Origin of the sequence: Endozoicomonas atrinae, from assembly GCF_001647025.1 — a bacterium.
GTDB classification, from domain to species: Bacteria; Pseudomonadota; Gammaproteobacteria; order Pseudomonadales; family Endozoicomonadaceae; genus Endozoicomonas; species Endozoicomonas atrinae.
The window spans coordinates 1-14,070 of record NZ_LUKQ02000150.1; the positions used below are offsets into that span (position 1 = coordinate 1).

Sequence of the window (14,070 nt, forward strand, 5' to 3'; positions counted from 1 at the left end):
TGCATCGTGAAAGTTTTCAGGAAAATCGGGAGTTTTAGGCATGACATTAACGGGATGAACAACAGGCTATTTAAAGTATAAAGGCAATCGCAGAATTCGTGACATATTTTGAAAATGAAATTGGTATTACTGGAATAAACGACAACCGCTAACAAAATGGTCATGACAACCATGGTTAGAATATCAGTTCGAAGAGCTGTTGCATCCACAGTAATACCCTGACCGACGACACCGGACAGCCCCAGCACAGCAAGAATATTAAAGATATTGGAACCAATGACCGTAGCTGCCGTCATATCGTGAAGCCCCTTCCGTGCACTGACAACGACTGCCGCCAGCTCAGGAAGGCTGGTACCAAAAGCCACCAGCGTCAGGCCAATAATCAGCTCATTAACTCCCATCGCCAGGGCGATACCTTTAGCTCCCCAAACCAGAAGCTGGGAACCCAGCACAAGAATCACCAGCATAACGAGAGACTCTGCAAATGCCCTGGGAGTACTGATCGGGAGCACGGGTATATCCTGCTCGGCTTCCTGGCCAGTAGATGACTTCAGCAGATAGAAACTGTAGGCCAAAAAGGCAACCGAAAAAATAATCCCATCCAACAGGCTCAATGTACCGTCCATTAACATCAGAGCAGCACCAATGGTCGTTATCAGCAGGATAGAAAGTTCGCGGTAGACAATCCGTGCCTTAACGACCAAAGGAGCAATCAGTCCACCAATCGCCAGAATCAAACCGATATTGACGATATTCGAGCCAACCACATTACCGATGGCAATACCACCGGAGCCATTAAACGCCGCAACGGAAGAAACCATTAACTCAGGAGCAGAGGTACCAAAAGCAACCACCGTAACACCGATGGTCAGCAGAGGCATGCCCAGACGAAATGCAAGGGTGGACGCTACTTCAACGAGGCGGTTTGCACTCCAGCAAAGCACGATAAACCCAACAGCAACTGCCAGAATAAACTGAAAGATGGAAATCATGAGTGGGAATCACTGAGGGCATGCCAACCAGACGACAGGCACCAGGCCCTCTTGCTGGTATCCATCATCTGAGTCTGGCCAAATGCTGCTGTTTAGCAAGCATCGTATACACCATGACCGAACGGTCAATGCATGTTGATGTATACACCTGTCAGTCAAAACTGGCTACGGCAGGCTACTCCCTCAATATAAACCGGATTATAGCCATTACAGAGAGGGAGAAAAGCAGTTTTTACACTTAAAAGCAGAGAAGATTGCTCAAGCCTGCTTGTTCACAGAAAGTAAGCGAATCTTCTTGATAATGACCCGGTCTCTCGTTGTGATAAAGTCACTGCTCTGAGTATAGAGCTTGATTTCCGCATCCACGGCTTCACGAAGTTTCACCCGACCTGCCGCCTGCCCCTGAAGATTAATACGGGTAGCACCGGGCTTAATCTTCTCGAGATAGCGTTCCATGGACGTAAAAAATCGAAGCGCAACTGGAATGATATGTTCAGGTAGCAGGTTTGCCTCTGCCATCTCTTTGTGAATTCCGATCTTGAGAGGTCTGGGGTCCGACACATTAAAAGCACTCGGCCAGAGAATTCTGACCAGACGAAGTGCTTCTGAATTCATCACGTCACTTTCAGGCCGGTTGTGCAGCCTTTCAAGAATTTTCCTGGCCTCTTCCGGAAGCTCTTGACTCATAGCGGAACCATCCTGTTCAGGTGCCAGCTGCTTTTCCTGTTCCTGGATGCTCTGGTCAGAAATATTACTTTTTTCTGCTGTCATCGACTGCCTTGCCCAAATAACTCTGGACACCTCAGAAAAAATACGCAGAGCAATAGATTTTCTGAGACACCCTTGAAAACCAACATGCCGTCGGCCTCAGCCAACGGGAGCACTATAATGACGGATTCAGCGCCGCCATAAAAGCGTAATTTATCAACAAACCGTACCAATCACCGGTTACAAATCAAAGAATAAGCAGCAAATACAACTATCCATCCTGTCACCTATAACAACAAGTCAACCACTGGAAATGTCAGTATTCCTAACACTCATGTTTACCATAACCAACAGCAGAGGCGCATAATACAGCTGTCACACAACACAAGGAGGGTGTAAAAATGGCTCGCTATACTATCCTGCCTGCCATGAATATTGGCGGAGGAAAGAGATATAAGCCCAAAGGCGGTAAATTGAAAAAGAAAGGGAAGTTCAAACTGAGAAAAGTGGCAAGAAAGTACAGAGCAAAGCTGCTGATCAGGGTGAAACGAACCGGTTCTGTTTTACGGATCAGAATCCACTTCAAAGACCGTCATAAATCCCCTGTAGAGCAAACCATTCATCTCAAATCCTTTCATAAAATCAATGGTGATGGTGATCGCATACCCGATGAAAAAACCGTACAGCAAATGAAGAGTTTTGTTGATGAAACAAAAGACCTGCCGTTTGCCTTATCCAAAGTTGGATACCATACGGATAACCAGGAAAGACTCAGTCAACGTTCTCGCGCTATCGTTGTGCTGAGACGCCGGCCCAACTGGCAGAAAATGCAGAACATAAAACTGGAACAGGAAAAAGCCCTGGGGGGGATTAGTCAAGAGCTGAACGAGGTCGCTCGCGAAAGTTATATCCAGAAAACCAAAGAGCTGATCCACGCTTCAGGATTGGATGAAGTGACTAAAAAGGACCTGGTGAACTATCTCGATGGTAAAAAAGAGTATTCACGTATGACAAAGGATGAGTCAAAACGCGTATTGGAGCGCTTCCAAAAGCGAATTGCAGAACTCACAAAGGCCAAAAAGGCACAAAAGGAAGGAGACAAGGTCTGCTCGGCATTCTCCCAGTCAATTCCACGAATACTCCCTGCCAACGAGCGCATGATCTGACAACGTTCATGCCTTTTTTAATTACTGGCCTCAGGGCCAGTAATCCTCTTATTGTACCGAAAATTGACTGCCGGCGTCTGACAACAGCGCTTTATCCACCTTCTGGTGAATCTGTCCTCCAGGCTCTAGAATCATAAAATCTGCCTTCTGATTCTGCTTTTCTTCCAGCAGAGCCCTCAAGCGATTACTGGCAGTATCCTGCCCATCGTCACCAAGATTAAACGTACCAAAGTGAATGGCCATGCTCTGTTGCACCCGGAGAATATTATGTGCTTTAAGAGCGTCGTCTGGTGACAGGTGATTATCCTTCATAAACCAGCGGGGCAAATAGGCACCAATAGGCAGAAGGGCAAGGTCTACAGAACCAAAGCGTTTATGTATCTGAGCGAAATGCGGCCCCATACCGGTATCACCGGCAAAGAAGACCCGGGAGTCCGGATCACTGATCAGATACCCCAGCCAGAGTGTGCGGTTATGATCAAAACGAGTACGTGTCGACCAGTGCTGTGCGGGCGTTCCGGTTATAATGACACCATCCCCCAAAGCATGATCCTGCCACCAGTCCAGCTCAACCACCCGGGTCAACCCTTCACTAGCCAGCAGCTCACGATTACCCAACCCTACAATAAACAGCGGGCTGGAGTGTTTTTCCAGCTGCTTCAATGTTGCCAGATCGAGATGATCATAATGGTTATGAGAGATCACCACGGCATCAATAGGCGGCAGTTCACTGATGTCCAGGGCAGGTGGGTGGTAACGCTTCGGCCCAATAAACGACACAGGGCTGACCCGCTCTGACCATACCGGATCAGTGAGAATGTTCTTTCCCCCAACCTGAACCAGTACCGTGGCATGGTTCACAAACGTCGCCAGAATACCATCACGGTTTTGCTCTGGTACCGTAACACTGGCTTTCTGGTCTATGCTGCGCCAGGCATCTTCAGCCTGGTTCCGGTTAAAGCGCCATTTCAGTAGATCCATAACCGTTTTATCACGGGTTTTGACCTGGTTATGAAACTGCCTGCCATCAAAATGATCAGATACCGGGCCGGTATAGCCCCCGGAGGAGCAGGCAACCAGCAGCACAACAGCAATAACAATCCCCATCAAGCTACACAGACCTGTCAGAGTGGTTTTCCGTTTCATTATCAGCCCTGAATATAAGTGCGAGTTAATCATATCAGCAGTAGTGACTTCCAGACACCTCGTCAACCAAACCACCGGATACCAGAAAAGACAGCTAACTTGCTGTTTACGTGGGAAAAGAACCTTTCAGAGCAATAAAACCAATAGTCAGCCCGCTGCTTTTTTTCTATTAAAAATAAACCGGCCTTAAAAAGCATTGCTAGATTAATAAAAAGTGCAATGTATCTGACAGGGAGGTCGTTATGGCTATTTATAAGTTATATCCTGTGGATCACGCTCCCATGAAGTGGCAGAGCAGCCGCTACCGTGGAGAGGCTATTGTCAGGGCAGAAAGCGAAGAGCATGCTCGCCAGCTGGGTACCAGCGAGTTCTCCATCGCCCGTTCACTCCGCTCTGAAAAGAAGAAGTCCAGCCCCTGGGAAGACCCTCATACCGTATTGTGTCAGCCCCTTAATAACGCCGGTTATGATGAACAGGGACCGGAACAGGTATTGAGCCCACTCTTATCCAGGCAAAACCACAGGAAACCGGCATAATTTCAATCACTTATGTCCAAGAATCTGTTGACATAAGGTTCTTTTCCCAGTTCCACCCCCTCTTCTTAGCGGGGGATAAGGCCACTTTTGCTAGTCTTACGGATAAGACTGTCATTTCATTTAACTGCGTAGGCCAGGCTGTCCGGGTAACCGGAAGCGGATATATCAAAAACAGCTCAGTAACATCGCAGATAAATAGACTGAAAGGATTCAGCACTAACAACCAGGGACTACCTATGGAACTTTCCGGTAAACAAATACTGATTGCTGAAGACAACAAAGCCAACCAGTTTGTCATCAAACAGCTGCTTAAAAAGGTTAATATAGCACCAGTATTTGCCAACAATGGTCAGGAAGTCATTGACCTGTACAAGAGCAATTACTCACAGTGGGATCTGGTATTCATGGACTGTAAAATGCCCGTCATCGATGGTTACCAGGCTACGGAAACCATCCGCCAGTTTGAGCAGGATAATGGGTTAGAAAGAGGTACCATCGTTGGGCTCAGTGCTAATGCCTTTACCGGATCAACCAATGAAGCACTGGCCAGCGGCATGGATGATTACCTTACCAAACCCATTGAACGGGAAAAGATGATGCAGCTGCTGGGCAAGTTCCTGAATTAGTCCTTTGGACCCCTTTATGGCAGACAATAAAAAAGGCAGTACTGAAAAGTACTGCCTTTTTATGAATCACCCAGTCTGAAACCGGGCAAAATCCGCCTTACAGAGGACGGATTTCTTCAGCCTGAAGACCTTTCTGGCCCTGAGTTACACGGAACTCAACGCGCTGTCCTTCGGTCAGGGTTTTGAAGCCTTCAGTAGCAATCTGACGGAAGTGGGCAAACACGTCTGGTCCACCGTTTTCCTGGCTGATAAAACCGAAACCTTTCTCGTCGTTAAACCACTTAACAGTTCCTTTAGAGGTAGACATACTCATATCCTGATATTCAAATACTATAGGGAGGCTTTGCAGGCAAAGCCGTTCAGCTAGAAGTTTTATTTTGGTTTATGAAGGATATGCAGAGAGACTACGCTCGGAACATCAAATCTTTTCATAAAAAACTAATATCACTTTTAACGATGCCTATCATACAGGCTCTCGTTAGAAAACTCATCAGTGATTACCTGCTCTTGAGATAAATATCATGCAATCATGACTCAGGCAACGATGAGTAGTCATCACATGAGCCTAAGGAATTTCAGATACAGAATGAGTCTCTGCATCGCCAGGCCCGGTTATGAAGCGGCAATAGTTACCTGACCAGAGAAACACTAACTGGCCACTCAACCATTTGGCCATACAAGTACTCAGGCAATACCCACAGGGCATAAATGCGAACAGCTCAGGACATGATCGTTCCCTGTTCAAGATGTTCAACCCTGCATCCAATCCATCCCGAAGGGCCACTGTTTAGCATTACCCTGTAGACAGGTAATCAAAAATAATTTTCCAATAAGTTGTGATGTCTTTGGACAAAGACAGTCCATTCAGGGCACACCTGATTGATAAAGCTCATGGAGCTCTGCGAAAAAAAGCACAAATACCGTATCCGGAAGTAGCCAATGCTGCTGCTCAGTTTCATACAACAATCAAGTCTATGAGCACTGGCAATTTCCACCAATATGACAATGAAACAATAAGACTAACCCAAAGGAGTCAGCTCTTAACATCACTGATGTGAAAGTCACCACTGAGTGCCATCAGTTTACTTTGCTGGCCCTGTTCGGTTGCGCAAGAATCTCCCGAGCCTTCCTGAAGGCGACAAACTCATTGATAAACCAGCCTACACACCGCTCAGTACTGACCGGAATACCTGAATCATTCACTGGCTGATAATCAATCCACCACCGCTCTTCAGGGTGCGGATCGTTATAGACAAACACATACTTCATATCACCGCGATCAGTGAGAGAGACCTTTGCCCAGTCATACCTTGTGGACGGGCAGGTATCTGGCATTAAAAACACGTAAGTGGGTTTCCCCAGCCTGAACTCAACGTACAGGAACTCTCTCATCTGCCGGAAGATCTTCAGAGCATTCTCAATTTCGGAGGTCATAAGATGATGGGGAATGCGACTGTCTCCCCGGTATATGCCGTTCATCGGCAGCTCTTCAAAAAGGTAACGTCTGGTCATATCGAATAGTCCATTAAACGATTTTCAGTACCTTACCATTTGTTGCCATAGAACTGACTAACCAGCTGGTTAGTAAACACAACAGTAACCATCGACCAGCAATCTACCTGATCGTTATCGTCGAGGTGGCGGGATTTGACGAGGTGATGCACCGACATTCGGGGGTTGAGTATAAGTAACTAACCACTCACCCAGAAATATTCAATTCCATATGGCCAGCTACTTAAAGGCAGGATTGCTGATTTGTGCCGGCATTTCTATGCTCTCAAGATACGCTGGTAGCAATAAACCATTGATGAGACGGCAATGACTCTGATTGAACGTATTGGAAAAGCACTCGAACCCGTTATGCTGGTGATGGGACTCATCAGCCCAATCGCCACATTGCCTCAACTATACAAACTCTACTTCTCCCATGGGCAATATGCCCTGGGACTCTCTCTCACAACCTGGTCGTTGTATTCCTTTATTGCCCTTCTGTGGACTATCTACGGCCTTTACCACAAAAATCCTACCATCTGGGTCGGCAATGGTCTGGGCTTTTTAATGTATCTGATGATGGTTGCAGGGATCATTGAACGTGTGGGCTTCACATTTTAACCAGGGGCAATGAATAGTCGCGAAGTTACCAGGAGCCACAGCTCGATGCTTTCTATGGAAGCTATTGGCTGCAGTAACAACGACGGTAAGTGATCATTATCGAAAGCTGCTACTATCAAAGCCCTGTTCTTCTCCTTCGATAAGAAACCATTTTATCCTGCACCAATTATTACTCTTTAGCACCAACGCTAAACTGTCTTACACAGCCAGAAAGCATGGAGTAAAAAATCATGCCTGCTGTTAACAACCGTACTCGAAAGCTGGCCTTTCGGCTGTCCATCTTCCTTTTGCTGATTGTCACACTGCTTTCGTTTATTGGGCTATGGCCATACAAAAACACAATTCTTGCTGACACTCAAAGCTGGCAGCAATTAAATGATATCGTCATACCCCATATGGCGATTGAGACACCCACTGGCAACGGCCCTTTTCCTGTCGTGCTGATTATACCCGGCTGTGAGGGAGTAAAGCCTGAAAGAGCTGAACCGAGGATGGACTGGCTGGTCAAACAGGGATACATGGCCGTCATGGTTGACAGTCACACAGGCCGGGGGCTTGATGAAGACACCGTATGCAGGGGTTACGCTCTCTGGGGCGCTGAACGGGCAGGAGATATATACGTTGCTTTAGAAGCCATTCGCCAGCACCCAAAGGCGGACACCGACAATATCGCGTTACTTGGCTACTCCCATGGAGGCTGGACCATTCACGATGCCCTGTCCTATCACGGCAATACATCTTACGCTTTGGCCTCAGTGCCACCCGATGCATTACAGTCCGTCAAGGCAGCCATTGTGTATTACCCCTACTGTGGGCTTCCTTCAAGGGCACGCTATACCTACAGCAACCCTACGCCGTTGCTCATCATTAATGCTGGTAAGGACACAACGGTTAACCCCACTGAATGTGAAGCGATGGCTAATAAATGGATAACCCGGGGCCTGCCTGTGCGCAGCATTACCTACCCGGAAGCCGGTCACGGTTTTGATATCTCTGGCCATAAAAACGCTAACCCCACAGCCCATCAACAAGCGCTTAGTGCCGTGGCACAGTTTCTGAATGAAGCGTTCTCGCCAAAAGCAGAAAAACCAGCTCCTTAACAAAGGAAGGTTGATGGAAGCTGATATCAGGCAAACAGAATGTGGATGCCCTGCGATTTAGCAGTAAATCTGGTTTAATCCAGGTCATTCCCCCCTCCCATCCAATGAGACTCAATAGTAAAAGAATGCAGTGAACAGAAAGCTGTCCAGTCAGTCTAAGGCTCATATCATCATACTTAAACAAGGTTCCGGATTTATGATGCCATCAGTTCTTACGGAAACTTCCTGCAGTTATACAGGCGACACACCAGAAAAGGCTCCTCCAGAAAAACATGCAATTCTGTGGAAAAATGGAAAGCTGGTCAGTACCATTCCACCAACCCAGTACCCTAGTCAATACATTAACTTTGCTGTGGGTAATGATCCTATCAGTCAAGCTGAAAAGTATGCTGACCCCGCATTACGTCCATTCACTGTAATTGCTACTGGTGGCGTTCAATGCCTTGCAAATTTGGCAAACCTGAATCAGCCACTTCACGACCAAAGTAAAATACCGGTACTTATGATTGTTGATAATTCAGATATGACCGAACATTTCTGGAATTTAGTTTCAACGACATTCGAAACATCCGAAAACATTGCTCAATTCATGCAAAAAATACCAGATATAGACTGTGGGAGAGATAAAGAAAGCGGTCGGATGTATGTTTTTGTTAAAAATAGAGATGAAATACCCTTACTTCGAGAAAGCTACAATCATAAAGACCCAGCAGTATATCATGACGCCCTTTTCCGTTGGGCAGTTACAGAGCAAAAAACCGATAGCTTTCGTGAAGAGGAATTATTAAGTTTAAAACTAGACCCAAAAAAATACAGAACAATGCATCTTAAACAATTCTTTACTGAACTATTCTCATCAGATGAAGCGCAGTTTCAGTGGTTCAAAAAACTGATGGAAACTAATTTTTTATTTCTTAAGCAGTGCTGGATCAGAGATGGAAATTGTTTTCAGGAAATAAAAGCTTTCTGTGATCAACATAAGCTCCCAGCAATTGCCTATCCATCCAATATTCTGGAAATGTCTGCACCACACCCAGGTTCTGGAGCAGATATATCTCAGACCACCATTGGTGAAATGATGTGGAAAAACATCATGACAATATCACCAGTTATGACCGTTACAACACGACAAAGCATGCCGAATGAAGATCCCGGATTTCAACCGGATACAACCGATTACTATCTGGACTCCATAAGCTCAGGGAAGACTGGAGGTAATAAAATACCCGATAGTCCAGACTTTACCGAGTCAACAATAACCCCTTAAAAACTGGCAATACTGCAGTAAGACTTTCTGAAAAGAAAAACCCAGTAGATCAATAATCTACGGGGTTGCTATTTGGTGGAGGCGGCGGGATTTGAACCCGCGTCAAAATAAACTTAACTCTTTATTTTCTTTGCATATAATTTTTGAATTTCCAAACGAGGGGCGTTTGAGGGGCTAATTGGATTGACCGTGTTTCATGCTGATATAGCCAAATCACCTAACTCATTTTTGTGAGCCGCCTTATACTGTGCTAACATTTGTACTCACAGCAATAAGGAGGCCATGATGGAAACAAGAATACAATTTCGCGTCGATGAGGAAACAAAACGCCTGGCTCAAAAAATGGCTGAAAGTCAGGGGCGTACTATCAGTGATGCATGCCGGGAGTTTACTGAGCAACTGGCTGAACAACAGCGGAAGTTATCCTCTCACGATCAATGGCTAACCCAGCAAGTCAACCAGGCATTTGAGAAATTTGACTCTGGATCATCGGATTTTGTTGAACACGATAAAGCCAAAGATGAGATGGCTAAGCGCAAAGCAAAAATTCGCAATAGAGGCAACCATTAATGATCTTATGGGAAGAAGAGTCTCTGAATGATCGGGAAAAGATCTTTGAGTTTCTTTACGATTTTAATCCTGAAGCAGCAGAAAAGACTGATCTGATCATTGAAGTGAAAGTTGAAAACTTATTAGTACAACCGCTTATGGGGGTTGAGCGTGAAGGCATCCGTGGCAGATTGCTGATCATTCCAGAAGTATCAATGATTGTGTCATATTTGGTTGATGGTACTGATATTCGTGTAATGAGAGTTCTTCACCAGAAACAAAAATTCCCAAGTGATCTGGGCTAATGTCTGGGCATATCTGACAATCTATACCGACTCACACTTCTGCTTCATAAGCTGCCAACCTTGGTAGCTCTGCCTTAACCACCCGATTTTGTATCAGTGCATTCCTCCCTGCTGGTACATTCTCTCCCTGTACGCTGATAACTGCACCATCTCGCATTGTTGCGCTGCTGGTTCCGTCACCGTTGTTGCTGGTTATGGTGACGACGGTCCTGGCTCCTTCGGGTAGAAGCGATTTGAATTGCTGCCAGATATTGGTGGTTGCCATAATTTCCTCGACGTCTATTATTTAGATGCCGAGATAAGGCATCCTGTGCGTATAAAGTCCCGGTGTACCCTGCACCGGGCACCCCCTAAAAATGCCTCTCTAGATCAACCGATTGAATAACGGTTCCCTCGCCAAATGTACTGATACTGGTGGCTAAACAGAGCCCCTGCCAATCGCCGGTTATATCCTGAACCTCGACCAGCATCCCTGGCTCAATGAGTCCGGGGGCGGTGTTGGTGTCGGTCAGCGGCAGTTCGATGGTGGTGATGCTCTGGTGACCGCCTTTGGCCAGTTCGTTCCTGCCTCGTTCGGTGTTCACCTGGGTCTCTGTCAGCCAGTCTTCCAAAATATCCGGCGCTGGTTCATCCCCTGCCGTTCCGCTGCGTTTTACGTTGACAGCCACGCCCGCATGGGTACCTGAAACATAGACGGCGTTGTATTCCGGTTCGGGTCGCCAGCTGGCGCTCAGGCTGATGACCATACTGGCGGGAATAATCCTGTCCATCGTGGCGGTGCCCCAGTTCCAAGGGCTTGCCGGATAACGGGGTTGGATATTCAGCTGGTCGCTGTCTCGGGCAGGAATCACCACTGATCCGGCGCTGGTGGTGAGTCGTGCAATCACCTCCATGGGCGTCTGGTGCTGATAGCTGAACGTACCACCGGGAATAATCCAGTCAGGGGTGCTGTAGTCGTTCAGGTTGGGATAGCTGGCGTTAAAGCCGGTATTGGCCAGCTCCTCACTGATGGCCTGTTTGGCGTTGATGTCACTGGCGCTGCTTTTGCTGCGCATCGGTGCATATGGGGCGGCGAGCAGCTGGCTGCGGCTGGTGCCGGTCACGGTGTATCGTTCGTTACCGAATCGACGGTCAGTGCTGTATCGCTCAATAATGAATACCCAGACCCAGCCGTTGATGTTTATCTCTACCTGTTTCGGGCCACTGGCATCCGGTTCTATCATGGAAAGGCTGGACGCTCCCCATAGCTGTCCGGTGAGGTTCCAGCTGAAGCTGTCTATATCCAGTTCTATTTCCAAATCGTTCAGCTCGATGGGGGTGCGCTCTGGTAAGGTGACCACGCTGATAACGTTCATAAGCAGGTAACTCTCCCTGATCTCTGGCTGCTCGGGTTGTGGTTTCTCTACCACGTTCGGGTCGGTCTCGCCGCCATAGTTGCCGGTAACACTTTCATCCCTGGCTTTCTGTCCTAAGCCCCAGGGAATCACCACCGGGTCGTCCAGCTGCCGGTTGCTCTGAAAGCTGAAACCGGTTCGGCTGTCCCTTGGCTGGATTACTTTTTGCTCGATGGCTCTGCCCATCCTGAAAAACACGTCAGGGCTGGTGGCCGGTGTGTAGCTCTGCCCGGCAAACTGAAAGTTCAGCAGGCTGGCTTCGGGGATCCGGTAGCCGAGGTTTTCCTGCTGGTGCGGTGGGCTGAATTCATCCACACGTCGAAAGCTGGCCAGCCGCAGGGTGTCTTTCTCGGCTGGCGTCTGCCAGTCATGCTCGGTGCGATGGTCTTGGGGCTGGAGGCTGTTGTCCCATCCCTGGCGCTGGTGGCGCTGCTTGGTGGGCGACTGCTGCCAGTGTCCTCTAATGCGGTTCTCTTTGTCCTGGCTCTGGCCATGACTAATTTGTACGGTTTCCTGCAAACTCGCCACCTCGCCCCAGAAAAGCCCGACGGCATGGGCTTCCAGCGGTGTGGCCTGATGACTGCTTTGCGCTCTGGTGGCATCTATAGTCAGGCTGCTGCCATAGGCGGCGCTGTGGTCACGCTGCTGTGGCTGGCTGGTCTGCCATTGGCTCTGGCAAAAACGGACAACGGAGGGCGGTGTGGTAAAGGCGTATGTCTTCTGTGGATAAAAAGCGAAATCCACCGCAGGCTGGTAAGCCTGCAGGCTGAATATAAAATCGGTGCTTGCGGAGGGGTCGTAAGCCATCGTTATGCACTGGGAACAATGGTCGGCAGGATCGGGCCGTGTGCTAACGGTCGGCTAAATGGCTTTGCCTGAAATTGTGCGGTTCCGATGCTCTGACTGCTATCGGTTTCAAACCACCAGATCGGCTCGGTGCTGCTGGTCGTTCCGGCCAGGGTGCAATGGTAGATATAGCCCTGGAAGTTTGGCGGTCTGATAACGTCGCCTACGACATAAGCAGTGTCGGGTTGCCAGACGGTGCCGTAATCATCGGCAGCTATAACAAAGACGGTGCCTTCATAAGGGCTGGTGTCGAGGGTATAGCTTCCATCGATCTCGCTGCTGATAGCGTTAGCCAGCACTGCCTGTGTGGTTTCCTGACTGCCATCAATAGTTAGCTCAGCTTCGGTAATGGCAAACACTCGACGGGCGACGGGTAAATCGTTCTCGGTTATGCTGCCCTGCACCTGTGTGGTGTTGCCGTTGCCGGGGACAACGATACCACCGCCACTACCACCTCCACCGCCGGTATCTGCTGGCGGTGTGTTGCCACTTGTCCAGACGATGTTTTCCGTCTGATAAGTCACGCTCCCATTGAGTTCACCGAGTACATTATTTCTTTTGGTTTTTACTTTGAAGGGGTCTGCCTCATCTTCAAAATCAATCACCCATTCAGTGACGTAATAAGAAGCATAGGTATCTGATGGGAAATTATTATCGTTGATGATTTTTATGTAGGAAAACAGAACCCCTTTTGACTGAGGGATACTTTCTCTTACCCCTCCTATGGTGGCCTGAAAGTATCCGAAAACAATAGAGCTATTAGTACTGCCTGAGAATGACTCAACGGTTAGTTTTGTTCCATTTACCCACGCATGAATATATGGATAAGGGTTGCCGTGAATTATTTTAATTTCGATCATCTGATCAAAAGGGATAGGCTCCGAAAAGTAACCTACCATTTGTCGAGTATTTCTATCGAAAGTTTGCAATCGTAATTTCCCACTTTCGACAAGTGCCTCAAAATAAAATCGGTCAGGAGGATTGCTGGTATTACTTAACGAACTGAATAAAGGCACTGTCTCACTGGCATTGCTACTATCAATATACACGAGCATTTGAAGTGCAATTTTCTCCCCGTAATACATACCCTCATTGGCACTGTCAGCAATGGCATCAGATACGACTTTTGCTGCCAAATTATCTTGATGAAACCATAGCCCTGCCATCAGTCAGCATCCCCCCGAATCTGTAGTGTGAAATCATCATTGGTTTCGGTGCCTTGTCCGGCGAGTACGGTTCGGCAAATCCAAACCGGAGCAAGGCAGCCATCGGTATTAAATCGGATAGCGTTGCCCACTGCCCAACCACTTCCCCAGCCTGCGG

Annotated in this window: 17 protein-coding genes; 9 read left to right on the top strand and 8 right to left on the bottom strand. The window is 47.7% G+C overall.

The features are described from left to right. Positions 1-992, bottom strand: a 992-nt coding sequence (locus AK963_RS18250) for a calcium/sodium antiporter (RefSeq protein ID WP_066016872.1), incomplete at its 3' end; no start/stop codon positions are given. A 2-nt stretch (positions 993-994) separates the two neighbouring features. Here AK963_RS18250 and AK963_RS18255 point away from each other — a divergent pair. Then, complete coding sequence (locus AK963_RS18255) at positions 995-1,234, top strand: hypothetical protein (RefSeq protein WP_066016873.1); 240 nt, start codon at positions 995-997, stop codon at positions 1,232-1,234. A gap of 16 nt (positions 1,235-1,250) precedes the next feature. Here AK963_RS18255 and AK963_RS18260 read toward each other — a convergent pair whose 3' ends face one another. Then, positions 1,251-1,763 (bottom strand): ProQ/FINO family protein, encoded by a 513-nt coding sequence (locus AK963_RS18260; protein ID WP_066016874.1) that lies wholly within the window; start codon positions 1,761-1,763, stop codon positions 1,251-1,253. 338 nt (positions 1,764-2,101) lie between these two features. On the opposite strand from AK963_RS18260, the gene AK963_RS18265 reads away from it, so the two are divergent. Next, a complete protein-coding gene (locus AK963_RS18265; protein WP_066016875.1) occupies positions 2,102-2,866 on the top strand; it encodes a hypothetical protein in 765 nt (254 codons plus the stop codon). 48 nt (positions 2,867-2,914) lie between these two features. Here the strand turns inward: AK963_RS18265 and AK963_RS18270 are convergent, their stop codons facing one another. Continuing rightward, positions 2,915-4,012, bottom strand: coding sequence for an MBL fold metallo-hydrolase (locus tag AK963_RS18270; RefSeq protein ID WP_193791000.1), 1,098 nt, complete (start codon positions 4,010-4,012; stop codon positions 2,915-2,917). A 242-nt stretch (positions 4,013-4,254) separates the two neighbouring features. Between AK963_RS18270 and AK963_RS18275 the strand changes: the two genes are divergently transcribed. Together AK963_RS18275 and AK963_RS18280 are read left to right on the top strand one after the other, a co-directional pair. Continuing rightward, positions 4,255-4,548 (top strand): hypothetical protein, encoded by a 294-nt coding sequence (locus tag AK963_RS18275; RefSeq protein ID WP_066016876.1) that lies wholly within the window; start codon positions 4,255-4,257, stop codon positions 4,546-4,548. A 236-nt stretch (positions 4,549-4,784) separates the two neighbouring features. Next, the gene (locus tag AK963_RS18280) at positions 4,785-5,174 is read left to right on the top strand and encodes a response regulator (RefSeq protein ID WP_066016877.1); all 390 of its coding nucleotides are present in this window, start codon (positions 4,785-4,787) and stop codon (positions 5,172-5,174) included. Positions 5,175-5,271: 97 nt separating this feature from the next. Here AK963_RS18280 and cspE read toward each other — a convergent pair whose 3' ends face one another. Next, complete coding sequence (gene cspE / locus AK963_RS18285) at positions 5,272-5,481, bottom strand: transcription antiterminator/RNA stability regulator CspE (RefSeq protein ID WP_066016878.1); 210 nt, start codon at positions 5,479-5,481, stop codon at positions 5,272-5,274. Positions 5,482-6,251: 770 nt separating this feature from the next. Next, positions 6,252-6,686 (bottom strand): hypothetical protein, encoded by a 435-nt coding sequence (locus AK963_RS18295; RefSeq protein ID WP_066016880.1) that lies wholly within the window; start codon positions 6,684-6,686, stop codon positions 6,252-6,254. Positions 6,687-6,992: 306 nt separating this feature from the next. Between AK963_RS18295 and AK963_RS18300 the strand changes: the two genes are divergently transcribed. From AK963_RS18300 to AK963_RS18320, 5 genes are all read left to right on the top strand, one after another. After that, positions 6,993-7,286, top strand: a complete 294-nt coding sequence (locus AK963_RS18300) for a SemiSWEET transporter (protein WP_066016881.1) — start codon at positions 6,993-6,995, stop codon at positions 7,284-7,286. Positions 7,287-7,516: 230 nt separating this feature from the next. Next, complete coding sequence (locus AK963_RS18305; protein WP_066016882.1) at positions 7,517-8,386, top strand: dienelactone hydrolase family protein; 870 nt, start codon at positions 7,517-7,519, stop codon at positions 8,384-8,386. A 196-nt stretch (positions 8,387-8,582) separates the two neighbouring features. Then, complete coding sequence (locus AK963_RS18310) at positions 8,583-9,653, top strand: hypothetical protein (RefSeq protein WP_139117502.1); 1,071 nt, start codon at positions 8,583-8,585, stop codon at positions 9,651-9,653. Between the two features lie 285 nt (positions 9,654-9,938). Then, entirely contained in the window at positions 9,939-10,223 is a 285-nt protein-coding gene (locus tag AK963_RS18315; RefSeq protein ID WP_066016884.1) for a type II toxin-antitoxin system RelB/DinJ family antitoxin, read from the top strand. Beyond that, positions 10,223-10,507, top strand: coding sequence for a type II toxin-antitoxin system RelE/ParE family toxin (locus AK963_RS18320; protein WP_066016885.1), 285 nt, complete (start codon positions 10,223-10,225; stop codon positions 10,505-10,507). The genes AK963_RS18315 and AK963_RS18320 overlap by 1 nt, the downstream gene beginning before the upstream one ends. A gap of 31 nt (positions 10,508-10,538) precedes the next feature. Here AK963_RS18320 and AK963_RS18325 read toward each other — a convergent pair whose 3' ends face one another. The 3 genes from AK963_RS18325 to AK963_RS18335 all read right to left on the bottom strand — a co-directional run bounded on the left by AK963_RS18325 (position 10,539) and on the right by AK963_RS18335 (position 13,913). Continuing rightward, on the bottom strand, positions 10,539-10,772 hold the full coding sequence (locus AK963_RS18325) for a hypothetical protein (RefSeq protein ID WP_066016886.1): 234 nt from the start codon (positions 10,770-10,772) through the stop codon (positions 10,539-10,541). An 85-nt stretch (positions 10,773-10,857) separates the two neighbouring features. Beyond that, on the bottom strand, positions 10,858-12,708 hold the full coding sequence (locus AK963_RS18330) for a hypothetical protein (protein ID WP_066016887.1): 1,851 nt from the start codon (positions 12,706-12,708) through the stop codon (positions 10,858-10,860). 2 nt (positions 12,709-12,710) lie between these two features. Continuing rightward, positions 12,711-13,913: a hypothetical protein gene (locus AK963_RS18335; RefSeq protein WP_066016888.1), complete on the bottom strand. Its 1,203-nt coding sequence runs from the start codon at positions 13,911-13,913 to the stop codon at positions 12,711-12,713. Between the last annotated feature and the right edge of the window lie 157 nt (positions 13,914-14,070).